Annotated in this window: 22 protein-coding genes; 13 read left to right on the top strand and 9 right to left on the bottom strand. The window is 49.2% G+C overall.

The features are described from left to right. Nucleotides 1-49 precede the first annotated feature (49 nt). The 4 genes from BWI93_RS08225 to BWI93_RS08210 are packed head-to-tail and all read left to right on the top strand — an operon-like array spanning nt 50 to nt 2,023. Nucleotides 50-484, top strand: a complete 435-nt coding sequence (locus tag BWI93_RS08225; protein WP_094810088.1) for a DUF4296 domain-containing protein — start codon at nt 50-52, stop codon at nt 482-484. Further along, the gene (locus tag BWI93_RS08220) at nt 481-945 is read left to right on the top strand and encodes an NADH-quinone oxidoreductase subunit A (protein WP_094810086.1); all 465 of its coding nucleotides are present in this window, start codon (nt 481-483) and stop codon (nt 943-945) included. Before BWI93_RS08225 ends, BWI93_RS08220 begins: the two co-directional genes overlap by 4 nt. Further along, nucleotides 942-1,484 (top strand): NADH-quinone oxidoreductase subunit B family protein, encoded by a 543-nt coding sequence (locus BWI93_RS08215; RefSeq protein WP_094810084.1) that lies wholly within the window; start codon nt 942-944, stop codon nt 1,482-1,484. The genes BWI93_RS08220 and BWI93_RS08215 overlap by 4 nt, the downstream gene beginning before the upstream one ends. Beyond that, nucleotides 1,481-2,023, top strand: a complete 543-nt coding sequence (locus BWI93_RS08210) for an NADH-quinone oxidoreductase subunit C (protein WP_094810082.1) — start codon at nt 1,481-1,483, stop codon at nt 2,021-2,023. The genes BWI93_RS08215 and BWI93_RS08210 overlap by 4 nt, the downstream gene beginning before the upstream one ends. Nucleotides 2,024-2,075: 52 nt before the next feature. On the opposite strand, the gene BWI93_RS08205 is transcribed toward BWI93_RS08210, so the two are convergent. After that, nucleotides 2,076-5,948, bottom strand: a complete 3,873-nt coding sequence (locus BWI93_RS08205; protein WP_094810080.1) for an AAA domain-containing protein — start codon at nt 5,946-5,948, stop codon at nt 2,076-2,078. Nucleotides 5,949-6,238: 290 nt separating this feature from the next. On the opposite strand from BWI93_RS08205, the gene BWI93_RS08200 reads away from it, so the two are divergent. Further along, nucleotides 6,239-6,979, top strand: a complete 741-nt coding sequence (locus tag BWI93_RS08200; RefSeq protein WP_094810078.1) for a glycosyltransferase family 2 protein — start codon at nt 6,239-6,241, stop codon at nt 6,977-6,979. Nucleotides 6,980-7,068: 89 nt separating this feature from the next. On the opposite strand, the gene BWI93_RS08195 is transcribed toward BWI93_RS08200, so the two are convergent. After that, on the bottom strand, nt 7,069-7,860 hold the full coding sequence (locus tag BWI93_RS08195) for a polyprenol monophosphomannose synthase (RefSeq protein WP_094810175.1): 792 nt from the start codon (nt 7,858-7,860) through the stop codon (nt 7,069-7,071). Nucleotides 7,861-8,393: 533 nt separating this feature from the next. Here BWI93_RS08195 and BWI93_RS08190 point away from each other — a divergent pair. The 8 genes from BWI93_RS08190 to BWI93_RS08155 all read left to right on the top strand — a co-directional run bounded on the left by BWI93_RS08190 (nt 8,394) and on the right by BWI93_RS08155 (nt 16,784). Continuing rightward, entirely contained in the window at nt 8,394-9,614 is a 1,221-nt protein-coding gene (locus tag BWI93_RS08190; protein WP_094810076.1) for an acyltransferase, read from the top strand. Next, nucleotides 9,545-10,954, top strand: coding sequence for a hypothetical protein (locus BWI93_RS08185; RefSeq protein WP_094810074.1), 1,410 nt, complete (start codon nt 9,545-9,547; stop codon nt 10,952-10,954). The genes BWI93_RS08190 and BWI93_RS08185 overlap by 70 nt, the downstream gene beginning before the upstream one ends. 116 nt (nt 10,955-11,070) lie before the next feature. Continuing rightward, nucleotides 11,071-12,030 (top strand): glycosyltransferase family 2 protein, encoded by a 960-nt coding sequence (locus BWI93_RS08180; RefSeq protein WP_217902246.1) that lies wholly within the window; start codon nt 11,071-11,073, stop codon nt 12,028-12,030. After that, nucleotides 12,014-13,693, top strand: a complete 1,680-nt coding sequence (locus tag BWI93_RS08175; RefSeq protein WP_094810072.1) for a hypothetical protein — start codon at nt 12,014-12,016, stop codon at nt 13,691-13,693. The genes BWI93_RS08180 and BWI93_RS08175 overlap by 17 nt, the downstream gene beginning before the upstream one ends. Before the next feature lie 51 nt (nt 13,694-13,744). Next, nucleotides 13,745-14,695 (top strand): glycosyltransferase family 2 protein, encoded by a 951-nt coding sequence (locus BWI93_RS08170; RefSeq protein ID WP_094810070.1) that lies wholly within the window; start codon nt 13,745-13,747, stop codon nt 14,693-14,695. Between the two features lie 159 nt (nt 14,696-14,854). Next, nucleotides 14,855-15,436 carry a LemA family protein gene (locus BWI93_RS08165; RefSeq protein ID WP_094810068.1) on the top strand — a complete coding sequence of 194 codons (582 nt, stop codon included), beginning with the start codon at nt 14,855-14,857 and terminating at the stop codon, nt 15,434-15,436. A gap of 58 nt (nt 15,437-15,494) precedes the next feature. Then, entirely contained in the window at nt 15,495-15,920 is a 426-nt protein-coding gene (locus tag BWI93_RS08160) for a TPM domain-containing protein (protein ID WP_094810066.1), read from the top strand. Between the two features lie 78 nt (nt 15,921-15,998). Beyond that, nucleotides 15,999-16,784 (top strand): YgcG family protein, encoded by a 786-nt coding sequence (locus tag BWI93_RS08155; RefSeq protein WP_176454167.1) that lies wholly within the window; start codon nt 15,999-16,001, stop codon nt 16,782-16,784. A 33-nt stretch (nt 16,785-16,817) separates the two neighbouring features. On the opposite strand, the gene BWI93_RS08150 is transcribed toward BWI93_RS08155, so the two are convergent. The 7 genes from BWI93_RS08150 to BWI93_RS08125 form a co-directional block, all read right to left on the bottom strand. Continuing rightward, nucleotides 16,818-18,167, bottom strand: a complete 1,350-nt coding sequence (locus tag BWI93_RS08150; protein ID WP_094810062.1) for a M56 family metallopeptidase — start codon at nt 18,165-18,167, stop codon at nt 16,818-16,820. Nucleotide 18,168: 1 nt separating this feature from the next. Further along, nucleotides 18,169-18,516, bottom strand: a complete 348-nt coding sequence (locus BWI93_RS08145; RefSeq protein ID WP_094810171.1) for a BlaI/MecI/CopY family transcriptional regulator — start codon at nt 18,514-18,516, stop codon at nt 18,169-18,171. A 125-nt stretch (nt 18,517-18,641) separates the two neighbouring features. Next, complete coding sequence (locus BWI93_RS29485; protein WP_369679124.1) at nt 18,642-19,142, bottom strand: NAD(P)-dependent oxidoreductase; 501 nt, start codon at nt 19,140-19,142, stop codon at nt 18,642-18,644. Continuing rightward, entirely contained in the window at nt 19,046-19,597 is a 552-nt protein-coding gene (locus tag BWI93_RS29480) for a hypothetical protein (protein ID WP_369679123.1), read from the bottom strand. Before BWI93_RS29480 ends, BWI93_RS29485 begins: the two co-directional genes overlap by 97 nt. A gap of 129 nt (nt 19,598-19,726) precedes the next feature. After that, nucleotides 19,727-20,380: a GDSL-type esterase/lipase family protein gene (locus BWI93_RS08135; protein WP_094810060.1), complete on the bottom strand. Its 654-nt coding sequence runs from the start codon at nt 20,378-20,380 to the stop codon at nt 19,727-19,729. Between the two features lie 85 nt (nt 20,381-20,465). Beyond that, nucleotides 20,466-21,788, bottom strand: a complete 1,323-nt coding sequence (locus BWI93_RS08130; protein WP_094810169.1) for an MFS transporter — start codon at nt 21,786-21,788, stop codon at nt 20,466-20,468. Between the two features lie 179 nt (nt 21,789-21,967). Then, nucleotides 21,968-23,732: insulinase family protein (locus tag BWI93_RS08125; RefSeq protein WP_176454166.1), on the bottom strand; the 1,765-nt coding region annotated here is incomplete at its 5' end.

Raw genomic sequence — 23,732 nt, 5'->3', positions numbered from 1 at the left:
TTTTGTAGCTGCCTTCTGCCAAAACTACCTAACTTTGCTAAAATAAAACATGAAAACGCGTCTTTTGCTCCCATTATTGGCCTGGCTTACGGCCTGTTCCAATGCTCCTTCCCCTCCGGAACACCTCGTACCGGAACAGCAAATGGTGCAGATTCTGAAAGACATTCATCTGGCCGAACAACGCATCACCCGGCTTCGGTTAGGTTCCCAGGATTCTTCGCTGGTGGCTTTTCAGGTACTGGAAAAAGACATTCTGAAAAAGTACGGAGCCGATACCGGTTCGTACCGGGCCAGTTACCGTTACTACATTGCTCAACCCAATCGATTCAAGGAAATTTATCAGGGCGTCGTGGATAGTCTGACGGCTATTGACGAACGGAGTAAAAAGGAGGCCCGTGCTCAGTCTGCTCCAGCCCAACCCGATAGCTCAAAAGCGGATACGGCTCGCAACCTCCGTCTCAAAAAGATACTCAAACGCAAATGATTTCTGATTTTGGCTCCATACTGCTTTTCCTCATTGCGGGCATTCTGTTTCTGGCCGTAATGCTGGCCATTGCCCGTTTTATTCGTCCGGCCCGGCCTAACGAAGAAAAGCTCAGCACGTACGAATCCGGTGAGGAACCCGTAGGGAATGCCAATGTGCAGTTTAACATTCGTTTCTACAGTATTGCCCTGATCTTTTTACTTTTCGACGTAGAACTCGTCTTTCTATTTCCCTGGGCTACGGTTTTTGGACAAGAATCCTTGATCCAGGAAACGAATGGCCGCTGGGGAATGTTTGCTTTACTGGAGATGTTCCTCTTCATCGGCATTCTGGCGTTAGGCTTAGCGTATGCCTGGCGAAAAGGACACCTCGACTGGGTACGCCCCCAAGCTAAGGTTACGCACATACCTTCCAAGGTTCCGACGGACCTGTATGGAAAAGTAAATAAGAAATATCAATGAAAAGTTTTCTCGATAGTCGGTTCAAAACCGGAGAGGGCGGCGTGGTACTGACCACCGCTGAGGATCTGCTCAACTGGGCTCGTCTGAACTCCCTCTGGCCCATGGGCTTCGGACTGGCCTGCTGTGCCATTGAGATGATGCAGACCTTCGCTTCCAGCTATGATCTGGAGCGTTTTGGTATCTTTCCCCGGCCTTCCCCCCGCCAGTCGGATGTGATGATTGTAGCCGGAACCGTTACGTTTAAAATGGCCGACCGGATTCGCCGCTTATACGAACAAATGGCTGAACCTCGTTATGTGATCTCCATGGGAAGCTGCTCCAACTGTGGCGGCCCGTACTGGGAACATGGGTATCACGTCGTGAAAGGGGTAGATCGGATTATTCCGGTGGATGTGTACGTACCGGGTTGCCCACCCCGCCCCGAAGCATTAATTGGGGCCATTATGAAGCTGCAGGATAAAATCCGGCATGAAAGTGTCCAGGAACCTACAGCTGCTTTGAGTTTGCTTGAAAAATTTGAACAACCAACATTCGCATGACTTTCTCCGAACTTAAATCCCTGTTGACTCAGGAATTCGGTATGGAAGCTCTGGTAGCCGAAGAAGAGTTGGGATTAATGCCGAATTTGACGATCGCTAAAGAGTTTCTCGTACCCATTTGTGATTTCCTGCGGAATGATGAACGAACGTATTTCGATTCACTTTCCTGCCTGACTGCTCTTGATAACGGCCCCTCAGCGGATACGCTGGAAGTAGCCTACAATTTGTTTTCGATTCCTTACGAACATTCGCTGTGCCTGAAAGTAAAAGTATCCCGTCAGACGCAGGATGAAACGCTGCCCGAAGTACCCAGCGTGAGCCGAATCTGGCGAACGGCGGACTGGCACGAACGTGAAGCTTATGATTTGATGGGCGTATACTTCCACGGTCACGCGGACTTACGCCGGATTTTATTACCCGAAGATTGGGAAGGTCATCCGTTGCGGAAAGATTATTCGGAACAGGAGCTGTACCACGGCATTGAAGTAAAGTACGGCGTTAATGCCGAAGGCATGGCTCAGAATACGGATTTATCCTAGTCTCCTGGGCTCACAAAAAAACCGTCTTCAAAGAAGACGGTTTTTTTGTGCCCTAACCCTGCCTTTTCCACCACTCCCGGCTCCAGATGCGTTGATACCGCCACCCTTTCCGTTCCAGACTCAGGGGGAAGTACGCGTGAGCTTCCTTCGCACTCAAACTTTGATAATATACATCATCGTCGGTCAAAATCAGCCGTTTATAGTATTCCTGCTCTTTCTCGACCAGATCGGCAAAGGGCAATTCGTTCTTCCACTGGGGCTGCTGTCTTTGCAGTTGATCTTTCAGTAATTGATTGGACTGTAGCTCTGCCCTGATGAGCGGTTTCGGTTTATACGCACCCTGTGACACCTGGCGGGCAAAGTTCAGGTATTGTTTCAGCAGTTTAGGTCCGGCATTTACGGTCTCTTCCACGTGTAGCTGTTCCGGCCAGAGGCTCGTCACCACATAAATGCGTTCGCGAGCCCGCGTGATGGCTACATTCAGCCGGTTTTCGCCCCCCGCCTGATTGAGTGCACCAAATTGCAGAGCTACCCTACCCCGCTCATCAGGAGCATAGCCGATGGAGAAAATGATAATATCCCGTTCGTCTCCCTGTACATTTTCCAGGTTTTTAATGAATAATGAATCAGGCTTGGGGGAAAGGCCCTCAAGCGTATCTTCCAGCAGGCGTTGTTGGGGAGCATTGAACGTCACCACCCCGATGGACCGCTCGGGTTCCTGCCGTACCAAGTCTTCCACCAGCGAGCGGATGGCTTCGGCCTCAACGAGGTTATTCTGATTTTTCCATTCGCCTTCTACTTTCCAATATCGGATAGCTCCTTCGCGGCGGTTCATTTCCTGAAAGTCCGGCAGTAACTTCAGGCGATTCTGGTAAAAATGCTGGTTGGAAAAATCGATCAAATCCAGCGATCGGCTGCGATAATGCCCCTGCAGGATCACTTGCGGCAAGTCACGGGCCATCAGTTCCAGCAAACTACTGACTTCCAGTTCAGGTACGTCTTCCGTTTCTTCTTCAAACCGAACACGGTATAAATCCGAGGGTTGAAGTTGCTGACTATCGCCCGCAATCACAACCTGCTTACCCCGAAACATGGCTGGTAAGCCCTGCTCAGCAAAGCACTGGGAAGCTTCATCAAAAATGACCAGATCAAATAAGGGTTCTGCCCCCCGACGAAACGGAAAAACGGCCGATACCGTTTCGGGCGAGGCCAGCCAGCAAGGTACCAACGAAAAAATCTCTTCCGCAAACGTAGCCAGTACCTGTCGCACGGGCCAAATCAGCCGCTTCTTGGTTACCTGGTGACGTAAGTCACGATACGTAATCGTATTTCCCAGCCGATTGGTTTCGAGCGACTGGTAGGTTTGTTCACGCAATCGCATTCGGCCAATCTCCCCGGCCAGCTCCTGTTTCCGAATGACGGCTGCCCGTAATTCCTCTTCCCGTTGGCTCATGCCCAGCCCCGATACGCTTCGTAAAATGGGATGCTGTACTTCCAGGTGATCGAGCCAGGCTAGTCGTAATGAATTATCGAAAGCGGCTACGAGCGTTTGCCCCTCATACCGCTGAAGTATCTCCCGTTCGGCGGTACTAAGGTGATTTTTAAGCGTATCCCACTCGTGCAGCCATTCAAAATCGTCCGTAAGGCTCGTCGTTAAAACGGGAACGGCAATATCGGGCTGTTGGATCAGCTGTTCGATTTGACTGTCGGTCAGGTACACTCGCCAGGACTGATACGCCTTCTGGAACTGGTCCGCTAGTTGCAAAGCCGTTTCCAGTTGATTACGAAAGGACCGTAAGCCTTCAAAATGTAGCTCTTTTAGTAACGAAGGCCCCCGTTGTATCTGTTGATATAATTCACTGGCTTGCTTGAGTTGCATTGATACGCGTTCCCAGTGTTCCCTGGAAACCGACCAATCTTCCACAACTACCGTCACCTCCGCTTGCTCCGTCCATCTTCGCATGTATTGCTCGGCTTCGATCCGGCGATCCAGTCGGGTTTTCAATTCTTGCAAATCAGCCAATTCCAGCGATAGCCCTTGTTGTTCGGCATCGGCCCGAATGATCTCTTTTTCCTTGAAAAATAACCACTTGACCATAGAAGTACGGGCTTGCAGAGCCGTTTCCAGGCGGACACGGAGTTCGGTCAGTTCTGAACTTCTCCGCGTCGTGTGAAGCAAGCCGGCTTGTTCAATTCGTTCGAGGGCCCGTCGTTCGGGCCAGCTTTCCCAATCGGGAATTTGCTGCCGGTGTACTTTCTGTAGCCAGGGTTCTAATCCTGGAGTAAGTTGACGCTGAAAGGTCTGTAAAGCTTCAACCGGAAGGGTACGCATCTCCGTCCAGGAAAGTTTTCGCCCCATCAGTTGTTCCCACTGTCGGCTCAATTCTTCTACCTGATTCGGCACTTGCTGCATCAGGGTTCGTATCTGCGGTACTGCCTGAAAACTCAGCCCACTAAAACTCACCCGGTCCGCCCAGGGATGATCGGTTCCTAAACGGGTCGCATACGACTCGTAGCGTTTGAACCGCCGTAGCGTTTCGGCGTAGGTATCAAAGTGAAAGGATTGGTACGATTCGCCCAGTTCAAAATGATCTTCCTGCGGCTGGGAAGTCAGATATAATTCTTTCGGGGAAAGCCCACAAACACGGGTATCAAACAGGGCGGTTTTGAAATCCTCTAACTCCTGCTGAATACGGTCAATCTGGTGGGCATTTTGTGTAAACTCCCGTTCGAGTAAGATCGCATCCAGACTGGTATTCAGGCGTCGGTACTCGTCAATTCGATCAATTTGTCCGGCAATCTGATCGTACAGGCTTTTCCGATCGTGCTGAAAATCGTGCAGATTTGCCACAAAAGGTTGCCAGCCCGCCAGCGAAAGCCGCTCGTAAACGGTATCCAACGCCGCCCGTTTCTGACTCACAACCAACACCCGTTTTCCCTGAGCCGTGAAGTCGGCAATGAGATTACAGATTAACTGGGATTTTCCCGTTCCTGGCGGTCCCTGAATCACCAAGGATTCGCCCTTTTTAATTCGCCGGAAAGCTGCCTCCTGCGAAGCATCCAGCAAAAATGGGGTCAGCATATCCGCTTCCCGTAATTTCTGGTATTGCGTAGGGGCTGATTCCACAGGAGAATACTCTTCCGTTTCGTCCACCAGCAGGGCTTCGTAATCCCGAACCAGATACGAACCGGCCTGCGGAAAAATCCCCAGTACCGCATGCGGCAATAGCTGAAGCTCGCCATTGCGTTCGGTACGTTCGAGGTCGCTCTTTAAAAGTTTTGGAAAAAACTGAAGCTGATTTTCAAACAGGTCGGAATTATAATTGAGGTTTAGGGCCGTTTCTTTCAGCCATTCGTACAAAGCCGTCCGAAAGGCCAGGGAATCTTTGGGAAAGTCTTCGAAATCTTTTTCATACAATTCTTCCGACAGCCGTAGCCCGTTAAAATGAGCGTAGGCCATGACTAGCGATCGATTCAGCGAAAGCGGTTCATCCCGGCGATCAAGCACCCAGCGATTTTGCGGGGTCATCCGTAGATTGACGGGCCAGAACAGTAAGGGAGCCCGTACTACCGTGCCATCCGAAAACTTTCCTTGCACCAGCGGCCAGCCTAGATACAAATCTTCAGTACCCCGTTCAGCCTCGATAAATGCGGCGGTACGGGCCATGCGTCGGAGGCGTTTGGAAACTTCATTGACCTTTTCGTACCGGGCATCAAGTACATCGCAGAGTAATACGTTGCTTTTACCCGCAATGCAGGCCGTAATGACCTCAAACGAAGAGGTGCCGGACAGAAAGTCCAGGTCATGCACATCCAGAAACTGTTCCTGCGGTAAGTTTAGGAGCAAAAGCGATCGGTTCCGGGGACTCAGATTGGCCAGTCTTCGCTGAAATACCCGAATGCTTGATTTATCAAACTTCTTCATAGTAAGGACGCCGCCTGTGAGGGAGCGAATCTCTGACAATCTACGTTAAAAACGCGTCAACCTGTTTTCATAACCTTTTTTCGCCAGGCTAACCGCTACTCATTTCAGGCTACTATCTGATCCTTTTGTATAGATGAACCCTGGGTTTCTTTGTAGGAATTGGTTGCTTATACCAATAATACCAACGGGTAGACGTAAATTTGGGGTTTATTTCAATTCCCCTGCAAACTCCTCTTGTTTACCCGTGCCAAGTTTGACTGACCAGGGCGAGGTATGGATCATTACAATCTATGTACAATAATAAAAAAGTCGTTGTGGTTATGCCCGCGTACCGGGCCGCTCTTACGGTAGAACGCACGTACCGGGAAATTCCCTTTGATTTGGTTGATGAAGTGGTACTCGTTGACGATCATAGTCCGGATAATACCGTGGAAGTCGCTCGAGCCCTGGGCATTCAGCATGTCATCCGCCACGACGTAAACAAAGGATACGGAGGGAATCAGAAAACCTGTTATAAAAAGGCTCTGGAACTGGGCGGTGACATTGTGATTATGCTGCACCCGGATTATCAGTATACGCCTCTGCTGCTGACGGCCATGATTTCCATCATCGGAAATGATTTGTATCCGGTCGTATTTGGCTCACGTATTCTGGGCAAGGGAGCCTTGAAAGGCGGAATGCCCATGTACAAGTACATTGCCAATCGCTTTCTGACGTTTGTACAGAATGTGTTACTCAACGAGAAATTATCCGAATACCACACGGGCTACCGGGCCTTCTCGCGGGAAGTACTGGAAAAAGTCCCCTTCGACAAGTGCGATGACGACTTTGTATTTGATAACGAAATGATTGCCCAGATTTTCTGGAAAGGCTTTGAAATTGCGGAAGTAACCTGCCCGACCAAGTATTTTGACGAAGCTTCTTCCATCAACTTCCTTCGCAGTTCCAAGTACGGACTAGGCGTACTGCGAACATCCCTTTTGTATCGCCTGTCGAAATGGGGTCTGGGTAAGTGGAAAATTCTTGATTAACTCATCCGGTTACTGACCAGATTTACTGTTATAAAAGGAAAGCCCGTCAAGTGATTGACGGGCTTTCCTTTTATAACGTACGGACGGGTTTAGCTCCGCTGGGGTTCCAGCTTAATTGCTTCAAACGTCTCTACGGATTCGCGGATGTAACGTTTAAAGAAGCTGTCTACTTTCAACTGAATGACGCCCAGGAAAGCTTCCTTAAAAATCTTCGTGGACATTTTGGAAACGCCTTTCGTGCGATCGGTAAAAATGATCGGTACTTCCTTGAGTTTGAATCCATACTTCCAGGAAGTAAATTTCATTTCAATCTGGAAGGCGTACCCGACAAAACGAATGGAATCCAGATCAATCGCTTCGAGCACCCGGCGACGGTAGCACTTAAAACCCGCAGTCGCATCCATCACGGGCATTCCCGTAATGAAACGCACGTAGACACCGGCAAAATACGACATCAGTACCCGACCCATCGGCCAGTTCACCACATTTACGCCCTGAATGTACCGCGAACCGATGGCCAGATCGTTGCCTTCTTCGGCACAGGCCCGCCATAGTCGTACCAGATCGTCGGGATTGTGGGAAAAGTCCGCATCCATTTCGAAAATGTACTGATAGCCTTTTTTGAGGGCATATTTAAAAGCCGTCAGATAGGCCGTGCCCAGGCCCAGCTTACCCTTGCGTTCGAGCAGGTGAATGCGATTATCACCGAATTCATCCTGCAATTGTTTCACTTTAAGAGCCGTACCATCGGGGGAACCATCGTCCACGATCAGAACATCGAAAGTCGGCTCCAGGCTCATAACCTTGCGAAGAACCGTTTCAATATTTTCAATTTCATTGTAAGTCGGAATCACGACGATTCGCTCTTTCGACCCATTCATCAAAAGCGGTGTAGAGGTACCCGTAAAAACAGAAAGTGCTTCCATAAACCAAATCAGGTGGAAATCAGGGTATGGTTAGGTTAGCCGAAGCCAATCAAAAAATTCGAGGGAATTAATTTAGTAACGTCAAAACGACCTTACTCATTCATCTGGAGCGTTAAAATACTTTAAGGCAGCGTAGATCGTACAGCAAATTTCGTGGATTAATTCCAATAAAACTAACTCATTGTCAGAGGCTTTGAGCCGCTCTCAGAACCATCTGAATGAGTGGATGAACGGTTTCACCAAAAAATAATTCAAGGCTATTTGAAAGAACTTTAAGAAATTAGCCCCTGATTTTGAATGGAATCAGTAGTATTCACGGCTTCAAAGGACTGATTTATAGCTCACCCACAGCCTTTACTTTCCGTTCGTAAGTCATTAGAGTTAACTAGGCTCCTTTGGTTTATTTCAAAGGTTAGTCGGTGTTTGCTCGTTTTACCTGATTCTGTTCAACCGACCATAGCATACTGCGATATAAATTCATCGTTTCCATGTCAGCAACCCCGATAGATGTACCGAGAACCGCAATAAAACAGGAATCCTACTTCAAGCAACTGGACGGAATCCGCTTTATCGCTGTCTTTCTGGTTTTATACGATCACCTGCTGGCCGGGTTCAATACCCTTCCCATTGGTCCCATTGGGGTTACGATCTTTTTTGTACTGAGTGGCTTTCTCATTACCCGTATTCTGATTGAGAGCAAGCATCAGTACCAGCCCCGTGAAAATGGTCTAAGCACGTATCTGAAGAAATTCTTCATTCGCCGTACCATCCGGATTTTTCCGATTTATTACCTCGTTATTTTCCTACTGGTTCTGTTTAACGTACCGCCTGCCCGCGAAAAATTCCTCTGGCTGGCGTTGTATGCTACCAATATTTACATTGCCCATTATGAAACCTGGCTGGGGTCGATGGACCACTTGTGGTCGCTGGCCGTGGAAGAACAGTTTTACATCTTCTTCCCGTTCCTGGTCTTCTTCGTTCCGACCCGGCATTTGCCTAAAATACTCGTTGCGTTTATCGTTGGCAGTGTTTCCCTGCGGTTGTACTATTTTTTGAAAGGCGAACCCTGGTTTGTTTCCTACGTACTGATGCCTACCAGCCTGGATTCGTTCGGACTGGGTGGTTTTCTCGCCTATCTCTACATTTTCCAACTGAGCCATTTTCAGCGAATTTTCCGTCATACGGCCTTGGTCTGGTTGGGATTGATTATTCTGGGGGGCAGTTTGTACTGGTACCATATTTCTGCCGATCCGCATCAATCCCTCAACAGTGTATTCGAGCGACTAGCGGGTTCCATCTTTGCTTTTTTCCTGATTGGGAAAGCCATCTTAGGCTACGATGGGGTGATGAAGTGGATACTGGAAAACCCGGTCAGCATCTACCTGGGTCGTATCAGCTACGGTATTTATTTGTATCACAACTTTGTGTATAACCACTACCATACGCCGCCTACCCACCCCGTGTATCGCCTGATGCACCGTATTTACCGGGAGATCCCAGCCTTGGAAGAAAGCTATCTGTTCAACTTTGCTGCGTATACCTTGTTAACTATTCTAGTAGCTACGTTATCCTGGTACATCATTGAAAACCCATCAACAACCTTAAAAATCGCTTTCGTTATTAATGCCTTCCACGCTTTATGTCTGACTTTCTTTCGAAAAGGTACTGGATTCTACCAGCCTGGGTATTCCTCCTGCTCATTACGGTAGTTCCCATCATTGCCCTGAGTTTTTATAATCACCCCAGTGCTGCCGACGATTTCTGTTTTGCTTACATGGCCCGTGATTACGGCATCTGGTGGTCTACGCAGTTCTATTACGAACAGTGGAGCGGACGCTACCTGGCGAATGTCCTCTTCCACGTGACGCCTTTGTTTGCCAATGGTTTCTGGTATTTCAAAGTACTGCCGATTGTCTATCTGCTAACGACCTTCTGGTCGCTGTATGCTTTGGTCGGCGTTTTATTCAAGGTTTCGTCCGCTCATAAATTCATGATTACGGCGGCTCTGGTCATTGCCTATGTCCTGCAAATGGCGAGTCTGGCTGAAGGTTTTTACTGGGCTACGGTTTCGTATACCTACATTTTGCCCCAGATCCTGACGACTTTCCTGCTGGTCATTCTAAGTAAAGTGTACGAAAGTCGTTCTTCTACAGCAGCCAATGCCTGGTTAGTACTGGCAGCCGTATTCATTGTGGGTATTGTAGGGCTTTGTGAAATGTTCGTCATTTTACTGGGCGGTCTGCTGGGCAGTTTTCTGTTGTACCAACTGCTTTTCAACCGTAAGCTCGACCTGCGTTTAGTGTTTTTGCTAGGGGTCACGCTGGTCAGTAGCTACTTCATTCTGCAATCGCCGGGTTCGAAAGTGCGTCAGCACGCGAATCCACTGGGTGGTAATCTGGTCTTCTCGCTTCCCATGTCGTTCCGTACGACGGCTGAACTGGCCCTGCACTGGATGCCACTGATTTTAATTTTTGTGGTATTCTGGCTGGTATGGCTGGCTCACCGGGAAGATCGGGCGTTCCGTTCGTACCTGCGGATTCGTCCCTGGGCGGGTTGGCTGGTCTGGGCGGGACTGACGCCTCTCCTCTTCTTCCCGTATTTTTACGGGGTTGGTATGGATGAAGTGCCGGTACGCATCACTAATACGGTCTATTATTTCTACCTGACGGGTCTGTTTTATAACCTGACGGTAAGCGTACTCTGGCTTCGGGAAACGAAAAGCCTTGAAGTAGCCCAACCCGCCATTCTGAAGGCCTTGCTGGTGCTGGCCTTGCTGGCCGTACCCGTGGCGTACGCGTTCAACAAGAACTTCCGGATGATGACCCGCGACTTAACCACAGGAACGGCCGCTCAGTACGATCGGGAATTAACAGAGCGTTATGCGTACATCCGGCAGTCGAAGCAGGATACCGTGACCATTGCACCGCTTCAGCATGTCCCAGCATCTTTGTTTACGGAAGACATCAAGGAAAATACAACCCACCTTTGGAATAAGTGTGAATCGCAGTTTTTCGGTAAAAAAGCATTGATTTTACAAACCAAAGAGTAACCTTTTCGCTCTTTGACTGATGAGTAGATAGGCCGGCTTACTACCCGTTTCGAAGGCATGTACGGTTATATACTTCTGCTTTACGTAGTAGAATCCATCATTTAATCCTTATTACCTTGAATCCTGAAGAGATTTATCTTTCGGTTATTGTCCCCTGTTTTAATGAGGAAGAAGTCATTGGTGAAACCTATCGGCGACTCACCCAGGTAGTACAAAGCCAGGGCTGGCGTTACGAACTGGTTTTCATCAATGACGGCAGTCGTGATAAAACCTTAACCCTGTTAAAGCAGTTAGCTGTACAGGACCCCAGGGTACGGGTACTCTCGTTTTCGCGAAATTTTGGTCACCAACCGGCAGTATCGGCGGGAATCCGGTACTGCTCGGGCACTATTGCCATCATCATCGATGCCGATTTGCAGGATCCACCAGAGCTTTTCCCGGCGATGGTAGACCTGTACCAGAAAGAACAGGCTAACGTAGTGTATGCCGTACGGAAAGAGCGGAAGGGGGAAAGCTTTTTCAAACTCTGGTCGGCTCGTACCTTTTACCGGCTTATTAATTCATTATCGGAAGTTCCCCTACCCTTGGATACGGGCGATTTCCGCTTGATTGATGCCAAAGTGATCCGGGAGTTTAAAAAACTTCAGGAACGCAATAAATACATCCGGGGCCTGATTAGCTGGATGGGTTTCAAGCAGGTACCCATCGAGTATTCCCGGGAGGAGCGGTTTGCCGGAGCAACGAAGTATCCGCTTTCGAAGATGCTGAAATTCGCTCAGACCGGCCTGTTGTATTTTAGCAAAAAACCCCTGACAGTAGCTCTTTCACTGGGATTTATTAGTATTCTGGTGGGGCTTGGTTTGGCCGTATGGGTGTTTGCCAGCAGCGTGTTGCGTCCGCAAAGTCTGGTGCCGGGGTGGGCTTCCACGGTTATCATGGTCATTTTCTTCGGCGGCATCCAACTGCTGACCATCGGCGTACTGGGTGAATACATCGGCAGTATTTTCGATGAATTAAAAAAACGCCCGGAGTTCATTGTTTCCGAATCAATTAATTTCGATGAAGACGTCCAGTAATTCGTTCCTATCTCAGCTTATCGTTGGCTTACCGCTTGCTGTTTTTATCGTTTTTTTCTTCTCCTATGTATTAAACGTAGCCTGGTTTGACGATTACGAATCGCTTTCCGGCTTCTTCCTGGAATTTCAGAACGCTTCAACCTGGTCCGAAAAAGCGTACTGGCTTTTCCTGCCCAATAACGAGCACCGGATGGTTACGGCCAAGCTACTCGTACTGGCTACCTACTACCTGACGGGCGAGCTGCAATACGTCTGGATGCAGGCCCTGGCGAACCTGACTGAGGTATTTATCTGGGTATTGTTCCTACTGGCATTTCGGCAAATGCGGCTGTCGCTGTGGTATTTCCTGCCGGTTACCCTCTTCATGTTTCAGCCGCAACATTACCTGTTGACGTTCCTGACCAACGCCGGCTTGCAACATGAACCGCTGCTCTTTTTTGCCTTTGCTACGCTTTTTGTGCTGGCGAAAGGAACACCCGCTTCGGCTGCCGGAGCCCTGGTACTGGCCTTCATCACGACGTTCACGATGAGCAATGGAATGTTTGTCTGGATTGCGGGCGGTGTTATTCTGGTTTTACGCAAACGGTACTCTTTTCTCCTCATCTGGGGTTTAGCTATGGCTCTGGCTATTGCTGGCTATTATTACCACTATCCCTCGACGGCAAACGGGAAGAGTTTCAGTAAATTTCTTGAAGCTCCGCAATTATCCCTGCTGGGCTTCTTCACCTACCTGGGAGCGGCTTTTGATTTTTTCCCGAATGCTTCCGCCCCCTGGCGTTACATCCTGCCGACCCTGGCCGGTGTTGGATTAATGACGATTGCGGTCCTGTGGTTCCGGAAAAACATCTGGCCGGTATTACTTGGTTACTTCCGTACAACGGGCGTATCATCCGTACCGGATCAGGACCGTTTCGTGCAGGATTTCCTGTTGGGTACGGCCCTGTTTCTACTGGCCAACAACACCATCATTGCCGTCTTACGACCGCATTTTGGTTACCACGTCATGCTCATCAGTAACTACAAGCTTTACCCTACGCTTTTCCTTTGCGTAGCGTATATGGCCTGGCTGAGCATGCGACGCGATTACGCCCGGACACCGAAGTGGCTCATCCCCGCCAGCGTATTGATCTATCTGGGACTTTATCTGGCGTACTTCCCGATTGTCGAAGACCGACGGAAGAACTTACTGACGGCTACCTTCAACCAATACCATGCGGGCATCGGTCTGGGAGCCACGCGTGGATCGTTTCTGGAGCCGTATATTCAGCGTAACTTCATGACGCCACTCGAACAGGGAATTTACAACCCACCGATTCACTTTTTCGATCCAGTGCTGGCTCAGTCCGCCGAAAGCCAGGTTTTATCTTTACAGACGCAGGAAACTGCCACGCATTACCTGCTTACCCAACCGGAGCTTACCGTTCCCAGAGGTCGTAACAGCTTGTTGCTCCTGCACGTTAAATCGACGGAACGCTCCGAGCAGTACCTGATTCCGTTCCAGCCATTACCTAATACGGGCCGCAATCCGTTCCGGCAGGGCGTAGGAGGTCAGGCGGAGCTTCCGAAAGACATGCTACGACCCGGAGTTTACGAGCTTCAGGTTCTGTATCAGGACGGTACGACGCTAAAACGGTATCCAACCTTGAATAAGTTATCAATTTGAGTATATTTTTGTCAGTAAATTTTGGCGGCAACCTTCTTAGCAACTTTCCCATTGAATAATCCACAAATTTCGATAGTCGCCCCCCTGTATAACGAGAGTGAGACGTTTCCTCACCTGGTGGAGCGTTTAAATAGTCTGATGGACCGCCTCCCGCTTACGATTGAGGTGGTACTCATCGACGACGGCAGCCGCGACAATACGGCTACGCTCATGCAGGCACTGGCTCTTTCCGATCCGCGTTATCATTGTGTGTTTTTGGCTCGTAATCACGGTCACCAACTGGCTCTTTCGGCCGGTATGAACGAAGCACGGGGCACGGAAGCCATCATGGTGATTGATGGTGATTTACAGGATCCTCCTGAATTACTCGAAGACTTTTACAAACTTTATAAAGAAGGGTACGACGTGGTATACGCCGTACGGCGGAAACGGAAAGAAGGCTGGATCAAACGGCTGGCGTACCATTCCTTCTACCGGATTCTACGTTCTATTTCTTACATTGATATTCCGCTCGATAGCGGCGATTTCGCTCTGGTTTCGCGTCGGGTTGTAGACGTCATGAATGCGATGCCCGAAGAGAGCCGGTATTTGCGGGGGATGCGTACCTGGGTGGGTTTCAAGCAGACGGGCGTAGAATACGAACGCGACGAACGAATAGCGGGTGAATCGAAATATTCGTTTGCTCTGTTGTTTAAACTGGCTTACAACGGGATTTTCAACTTCAGCGAGTTTCCCATTAAACTGCTCACCCGACTAGGAGGTACGGCTATTGCCTTCTCGATGATGTATTTCATTTACAACCTCATCAAGAAATATGTACTAGGCATGGACGTTCCGCAAGGCTTTCCAGCGACGCTATTTGCCATTATCTTCTTCGGTGGACTGAATTTGTTCGGCCTCGGAATTATCGGTGAATACGTACTGCGGATCTTTTTTCAGTCGAAAGGCCGACCGCTTTTTATCATTAAATCCAAAATTCTCAATAAGCAGTGGGAAAAATAGCCTTCGCGGGCTTTCCGTTCATCACTAAATAGCCGGATCGACCATCCGGCTATTTTCATTTCATCCCAAAATCGTATACAAGTCTGGCCGAAAAAACTAGCTTTGGCCCAACAATTTTAAATAGTCAGCCAAAACCCGAATTAAAACCTTTCATAGAATATGTCACGCGGAATCATCGCTACCATTGCTATCATTGTTTTAGTTGTACTGATGGGCGGTTGCTCGTACAACGGTTTAGTACAACAGGACGAAAATGTAAACACCGCTTGGGGTAAGGTGCAATCCGATTACCAACGGCGGGCCGACCTGATCCCGAACCTGGTTGCCACGGTTAAGGGAGCAGCCAACTTTGAACAGAAGACGCTTACGGATGTAGTGAATGCCCGGGCCAATGCAACATCCATTAAATTCACCGCCGATCAGCTTACACCCGAAAATATTCAGCGTTTTCAAGAGGCTCAGTCGCAACTGAATGGTTCGCTGTCCCGATTACTGGCCGTTGCTGAAAATTATCCCCAACTGCGGGCGAGTGATAGTTTCCGGGATTTGCAGGCTCAGATCGAAGGTACGGAAAACCGAATCAAAGTGTCCCGTAACGATTTCAACGACGCCGTTAAGCAGTATAACCAGAAGGTTCGCTCATTCCCGACCAATCTGCTCAGCGGTATGTTTGGTTTCCCTGCTAAAGCGTACTTCGAATCCGATCCAGGAACGGAAAAAGCTCCAAAAGTTCAATTCTAATTCGCTTGAGGGCCAGCGTACGTGTACGTTGGTCCTCGAAGCTTATCAGCCATCACATATGCTTAGCGAGGCTCAGCAACAGGAAATCATTGCGGCTATCAAGCAGGCCGAAACGCGAACTTCCGGTGAGATTCGGGTACACATTGAAGAGAAATCACCTTCACCCCTGGACCCCATTGCACGAGCGAAGGAAGTATTCGCCAAGCTGGAAATGCATAAAACAGCCCAGCGAAATGCCGTCCTATTTTTCATCGCTCTGGAAGCCCGGAAATTTGCCATCTGGGGGGATGATGGGATCAATAAGGTGGTACCGGCTGATTTTTGGGATACTACCCGCGATGCCATGCGGCAACACTTCCGGCAGGATGATCTGGTAGCGGGGTTGCGAACGGGTATCGAAATGGCAGGGAAGCAGTTAAAGGCGTATTTCCCTTACCAGTCAGAGGATCGCAATGAGCTTCCCGATGACATTTCATTCCAGTAACTATCTATTTATTTATGGGATTGGCTACAGCTTGGCCTTAGTACGATCCATTTTTTATTTATTACAGTCATGACCCACATGCCATTTTTGCAAGTGCTACGGAAGGGACTCTGGCTGGTCTTTGCAATTCTGAGTTTCGTTGTTGCTTTTGCCCAGGATATTCCCGAGCGTCCGGTTCCAGCCCGTTTTGTTAATGATTACGTAGGGATGTTAGCGGGCGGCGAAAAAGACCAGCTCGAGCGAAAGCTAAAAGGTTTTATGGATTCCACGTCCAATCAGATTGTGATTGTGATCGTGAAAACGACGGGTGATTATCCACCCGGCGACTATGCCTTTCAGATCGGACGTAAATGGGGTATTGGACAGAAAGACAAAGACAATGGTCTCGTGTTACTGTGGGCCACGGAAACGCGTAAACTATACATTGCTTCCGGAGATGGTCTGGAAGGAGCCATTCCGGATGCCGTAGCCAAACGTATCATTTCCGATCGGATTGCTCCGGCGTTTAAGCAGCAACAATACTTCAAAGGGCTGGATGACGCGACCAGCGAAATCATTCGCCGGGCCAGTGGAGAATACAAGAACGATCAGGCCAGTGACGATACGGAGCTTCCGATGAGCGGCGTAATCATCTTTTTGGTCATTGCCGTCGTAGGCTTCATTGTTATTTCCCGTTTGATGGGACGCGGTTGCCGAAATTCGGGCGGTCCCGGGGGTGGTATGCCCTGGTTCGTGCCTTACGCGACGATGTCGAGTTGGGGAAGCTCCTCCGGTAGTTGGGGGGGCAGCAGTGGCGGTGGTGGTGGCGGCTGGGACTTTGGTGGTGGTAGTTTTGGTGGCGGAGGTGCCGGAGGTGATTACTAAAAATGAAGAAAGGCCCCCGTACAGGGGCCTTTTCTACTGCTCTTTCAAGGTAACAAGTATGACTCCATGTTTTGCCTTTTCTCCGTACTGCTCCGTCGACTTCGCATCTTTTAGAACGTTAATACTCTCGATCTGGTCGGGTTTGATTGCATCTAAATTTTCAACCTCTTCCCCATTGACCAGATATAGCGGTTTAGCAGTAGCGTTGACCTTCATTTGTACCGGAACAGGTTCTCTGGTGTAAATTCGAAGTTCTTTCCGAGTGGGCTCAGCTTCCGATTTTACGATCTGCATTTCTTTAATCTCATCAGGATTTAAGCCGTCTATTCCTTCACGGGTCGTTTTACGATCGTCGAGGAAATACGCGTATGTAGCTGGCGTAGTCGAAGTTGTTTTGGGCGAATTCGCAGATTTCGTTCGAGGCGTTTGTTTCTTCGTCAGGATTATTTTTGCGGGCAGAACCGGAGGAATCGTATCCGTGGCTACCGGTTGCTGTTGCCTGGCGGGTAGTATTACGATTTTTTCCATGACTCGCCGGGGCGTAAACGCCATAATCCAGAAGCCCAGCAAGGGCACTAGAAGCAATAACTTGATTCCCTTCCAGGGGGCCGACGAAGGGGTATTGATTTGACGAATCCGGTTTTTGAGTTCAGAAACGCTAAAGTGCGTACGTACGGGCACGGCCAGACCGCTTTGCCGTAACAAATGGTATTGATAATGCCGGGCGTTCAGGCCGCTAGCCAGTACCGTATAATCGGCCAGATATTCCAGATTCTGACGGACCGTTTTATTCCACCACCAAATCAGGGGATTAAACCAAAATACGATTTGCAGGATCTCCCCCATCAGTACATCCCAGGAATGACCTTGCCGGGCGTGTATCTGTTCGTGCAAGAGTACTTCCTTGAGTTCCAGAGGAGTAAACAGGGTTGGATTCATAAAGATCCAGTGAAAAAAGGAGAAAGGAGCCGTTTCGGACGCCGGTACCTGCACCTTCTGCTCCCCTACATACTGCATGTGGGAATTTCGGTAGAGTTGATACACACTCCTCAACTGGCGTACCAGGCGAACACTCATGACCAATACGCCCATCAACCAAAGCCCTAGTACCATGGACTCCGCTGACGGATACGGCGAGTCGGCTACCTGTTGAGCAGCATACTGAAAACTCAAATCCGGTACGTATGTGGTTACTTGCTGGATGCTTTCCCGCTGCGAAAACCACTCGTTCCAGGCCGGAACCAGTAGCGAGGCTATTCCGGCAACCCAGAAATACCAGCGGTTCCACTGGTAGTAGGTCTCTTTTTTCAGTAACAAAGCGTATAAACCCGCGAAACCCGCCAAGCTTAAACTCACCTGTAAGAGATACACCAGCGTTTGCATATTATTGGCCTTTTTCGATCATGGATAAAATTTCCCGCAGGTCCTCCGCCGATATCTTTTGCTCCTTGGCAAAATGCGTAACTAGGTTCTTGTACGAATCATCGAAGTACTCTTCCACCATCCGATCCGCCACTTGTTCGCGACTTACGGCCGGATAGTACTCGTATACATTCCCGTATCGGCGAAATAGCACGTACCCTTTCTTCTCCAGGTTTTTAAAAGCAGAAGCCAGGGTGTTGTAATGCGGTTTGGGCTCGGGCATTTCTTCCAGAATGACGCCTAAGGTACCGCGTTCTAATCGCCAGAGCGTCAGCATGGCCGTTTCTTCAGCGGGAGTCAATTTTTCCATAACCATACATCCGAAATTTTCGGAAATCTACGAAAATAGTTAATTCACTAGTTATAGCATTGATAAATAAATCCGAAGAAAGGTCCAACAATTGGCTTTTCTTCGGATTTGTGAGGCATCATTTTCTAATTCACCACGTTGATTGGTGTACCGTTCATGAAGGCACGGATGTTATCGGCTGCCATTTGAAGCAACCGCCGCCGGGCTTCGAAAGCCAGCCAGGCTACGTGTGGCGTAATGAGGCAGTTTTTAGCTTCAGTGAGTGGATTATCCAGACTGGGTGGCTCGACGGAGAGTACGTCCAGACCCGCTCCGGCAATTGTACCCGCGTTGAGAGCATCCGCCAGGTCCTGCTCTACGATTAACGGACCGCGACCGGTATTGATCAACAAAGCCGTGTGCTTCATCCAGCTCAGGCGTTCGGCGTTCACCAGCCCCTGCGTTTCCGACGTGAGCGGGCAATGCAGCGATACGAAATCGCTTTCCCGAAACACGTCCTCCAGACTGGCCATTTCCACGTAGGGGTGGGTTAATTCGGGTTTCGCGTGCCGACGATGGGCCAGAATACGCATGCCAAACGCATGACCAATCTGAGCAACCTGTTTGGCAATACTTCCAAAACCCACCAGCCGAGCGTTTTTCCGGAAAGCTCCGTCAACGGCTGAAAGGAATAGCAGAAATCCGGGCTCTGAGCCCAGGCCTTGGCTCGCACTGATTCACCCAGACGAGCCACGTCATTCGTGAAATGCAGCATCAGGGCAAAGGTGTGCTGGGCTACGGCCCGGGAGCTGTAATCACTCACATTGGTCACCGGAATGCCCCGTTCCCGGGCGGCTTCGGTATCGACGATGTTGTACCCCGTGGCGGTCACGCCAATGTATTTTACGTTGGGCAATTGCTCCAGCACTTCCCGGGTAATCTTTGCTTTATTGGTCAGCAGAATATCGGCTTCCTTCGCCTTTTCAACTACTTCTTCGGACTTCACGCGGTCATAGACCTGGAAAGAACCCAGCTGCTCCAGCGGAGCCCAGTCCAGATCACCCGGATTGAGCGTATAGCCGTCTAATAAGACAATGTTCATAAAAATCTGAGTTTGGGGTTTAGGGTTGATCGTTTTGAGTTAGGTTTTGAATGTCTATCGCATCTTTTCCAAGGTCCGTCCACTCAAAACGCTAAACAGCAACAGCGGTTGCTCAAAACCCAAAACGCTTTAATCTACTAACAAAGGTTTCAGTACTTCGGTCCAGCGGCGGTAGCCTTCAGGAGTCATGTGCAGACTGTCGGCTTTGAACAGGATGGGTTCGGGACGCAAACTTTCATTCAACATTACGGGCCATACATCCAGGTAATCGGCATCCTCTTCGCCATCCAAGAAAGAGCTGACAAGTCGGTTGAATTCCTGCATGGCATCCCGTTTGTCCCAGCGGGAAGGAGCCGGTTTTGCTGAGATGAAAATCACGGGTACTCGGGGCATATCCTTGCGGATTTTTCCGTACAATCTGAAAAATTCCAGGTAGGTATTCTTAGCGTTCTTACCCGTAGCGATGTCGTTTTCACCACAGTAAATGACGATCTGTTTCGGCTTATACTTGGGAATCAATCGATCGTAGTAGTATACGACGTCCGTCAGTGTAGAACCGCCAAAGCCCCGGTTGATAATGGGCTGCTCGGGAAAGGCCTCCTGCATATCCGACCACAGCCGAAAGGTAGAACTCCCCACAAACAGAATCGGATTTTTCGGCGGCGGCGTGGTCTGGTCCTGCGTTTCAAATGCCTGAATTTCCTTCTCAAATTGCTGTTGAGCGTAGGATTGAATCGTCACCAGAAGGGTTAAGACCAATCCGTACCATAACTTGCTTTTCATGCAAAAGGGTTTTTAATACGAAAAAGGCGAATGAAAGATCTTTCATTCGCCTTCAAAAAAGCCGGAAAATACTGGCTTATGCAACTTAAAGTTTTACCTCTTCCATTTTGGGAGCGAAGATGTGCATGGCACCCCAGGCCACCAGATAGGCAAAACCGCAAATGATAAATACCACGTTGTACCCAGCGACAATGTTACCCTGTCCTTTGTAGTAATCCAGCAGATAGCCAATCAGAATCGGGAAAAGCATACCGCCGATGGAACCGGCCATACCACCCATGCCGACCACTGAACTAACGGCTCGTTTGGGGAACATATCCGAAGCAGTGGTGAAGATGTTTGCACTCCAGGCCTGGTGAGCGGCGGCGGCCAGACCAATCAGGGCCACGGCTACCCAAATATCGTTGATGTATTTAGCACTGATGATGGGGACGACGGCCAGAGCAAAAATGAGCATCGCCGTTTTACGAGCCTTGAATACGGGGAAACCTCGTTTGATAAAATAGCCCGACAGATAGCCGCCACCAATACTACCAATCGTCGTAGCCGTATATACGATGATCAGTGGCAGACTCGGCTTTTTCAGATCTAACTGGAAGCGTTCAGCAAAGTACGAAGGCAACCAGAACAGGAAAAACCACCAGATGGGATCGGTGAGCATTTTACCGAAAATGAAAGCCCAGGTTTGTCGAATGCCCAACAGCCGACCCCAGGATACGGAACCACCTTCGGTTTCAGCCGTAGCTGCCGCCAGATCGCTATCACTGTGAATGTGAGCGTACTCGGTGGGATCCATGTTTTTCTTACGAGCGGGTACTTCGTATAATACCAACCAGAACACCAGCCATACAAAACCAATAGCTCCGGTCGCCAGAAACGCAGCTTCCCAACCGTATACACCCAAAATCCAGGGTACCAGAATGGGAGCTACCACGGCTCCGATGTTTGCTCCGGAGTTAAAAATTCCCGTGGCCAGTGCCCGTTCTTTTTTAGGAAACCACTCGGCTACGGATTTGATGGCGGTGGGAAAGTTTCCGGCTTCGCCTAAACCTAATAATACCCGTACGGTGATGAAACCGGCCGTACTACTCACCAAGGCGTGTAACATGGCGGCAATACTCCAGAATATGATGGAAATAGTATATCCCATCTTCGTACCTACTTTATCGACAATTCGTCCAAACAACAGCAAGCCCACGGCATACGCGGCCGAAAAGAAGGTTACAATCAGACTGTAATCAGATTCCGTCCAGTTGAACTCTTTTTCCAGCGTTGGCTTGAGTAACCCAATAATCTGACGGTCAACGTAATTGATGGTAGTAGCGAAGAAGAGTAAAGCCACGACCGTCCAGCGGAAATTTCCCATTTTCGTAGACGCCAGGGGATCGCTTACCTGTGTAGGATTCATATTCATACCATTGGGTGCGTAAAGAGGTAATTAGGTTTAGAAGAACAACCCGCATGTTTCGAATAGACGGTCTCCGGCAGGATTTACCCTCTAGTTTCTATAAAATTTAAGAGAAAAGCCGGACGAATGGTTACGCAATGCTTCCATTCATCCGGCTCTTTAGGGTGCTGAATTTTCCCTTATTTACTACTCGTGGCCTGCTTTTTCTCGGGCAGCAGTACGGCTTTAATCAGATTACCACCGAATACCTTGGCGGCCATTGCTTTTACCGAAGCGACGGTTACCTGATCGACCAGCTTCATTTCTTTCAGTACATCTTTAGGGTCTTCGCTCTTCTGGTAGCTCGACGACAGGGATCCCAGCCAGAAACGGTTCTCTTTCATCTGTACTTCCAGTTGCCGTTTGGTTTCGATTTTGTACTTGTCCAGATCGGCTTGTGAAGGACCATTTTTCTTCATGTCGTTCAGAATCGCCAGCGTTTTGGTGGCTAGTTCTTCAATACGACCCGGATTCGTACCGTAGCCGATGCTCAGCGTATAATGAGGCTTCGGTAATTTTTCGGCACTGGCCTGAGCGTAGATGTAGTACACGCCACTTTCCTTTTCCCGAATTTCGTCGATGAGCTTAATATTCAGAATCTCTTCGATGGCACTCAAATTGGTTTCGTTTTCGGGCGTATACACAAAATCGCCGGAGTATACGAGTTGAGCCGCCGCTTTGTCGTCAATCCCGCGATAGACGGTTTTGTTGACTTTACCTTTCAGCGGACGGATGTTCAGGTCTTTGTACGTTTCCTTTTTACCCGTACTCGGCAAACTACCCAGGTATTTTTCCAGCAGGGGTTTAAATTCGTCAACCTTGAAATTTCCGACGAAGAAGAACGTAAAATCCGACGCGTTGGCAAAGCGTTCTTTATAGATACGCATGGCTTTGTCCACGTTAATCTTATCCACATCGGCAGGTTTCATGGGTAACCGGCGGGGATTATAGCCACCCATTACTGCGGAAAGCGTATCGAAAAAGACGCCCTGCGGATCGGGGGTTGCGAATTTCTGCTCCAGCTCATCTTTCATATTTCCCAGATACCCTTTGATGACTTCTGGGTCTTTACGGGGCATTACAAAATTCGCGTAAATGAGTTGCAGAGCCGTTTCAGCATCTTTGGGTGAGAAAGAGCCGTTCATTCCCTCCGTCAGTTCACCCACGTAGGTAGAAACATTAGCCACTTTACCCGTCAGGTATTTTTTGAGTTGCGTAGCTGAGAACTCCGCTACCCCACCCTGGGCGGCAATCACATTCGACTGATCAGCGTCGATGTAATCCGCTAATGGATACAGCGAAGTTCCCCCGAAACTGTACGAGCTAAACACCACCTCGTCGTTTTTGAAATCCGTGGGTTTCAGTACTACTTTCAGTCCGTTGGAAAGCGTCAGCTCCGTTACACCAATTTCGGGAATCTGCTTTTCGGCGGTTACTTTACCCGCTTTGGGTGCTGCCGCCAGCAAAGGTTTCGAGATGACTTCATCCACGTAAGCCGTTACATTCTGCCCGGAGTTATCGATCCAGTCCAGCAATTGGGCTTCTTTTGGAAGCGTCGCCTTGTCCTTTTCGGGAGCCATTACAATAACGGCCCGGTTTTCCTTCGTCAGCAGTGTTTTAGGTAAGGCATTCACTTCTTCGAGCGTAATACCGGGCAATTCAGCTTTTACGAACTCAAAGTTTTTTTCTACGCCCATGGAAGGTACATCATTGATGAAGTCATTCATGTACTCCATCGCAAATGCTTCCGACTTGGTTTTATCTTTCTCCTTGAAGCGTTTTTCAGTACCCGTTAGCAGGTTTTGTTTCGCTCGCTCCAGCTCCGTAGCCGTAAAGCCAAATTTGGCCACGCGGGCATTTTCGTCCAGTACCGCTTTCAGCCCTTTTTCAATGCCGCCATTTTTC

The sequence above is a fragment of the Siphonobacter sp. BAB-5385 genome (genome assembly GCF_002261125.1).
Lineage (GTDB): Bacteria > Bacteroidota > Bacteroidia > Cytophagales > Spirosomataceae > Siphonobacter.
This window is presented reverse-complemented; position numbering and strand designations above follow the sequence as displayed.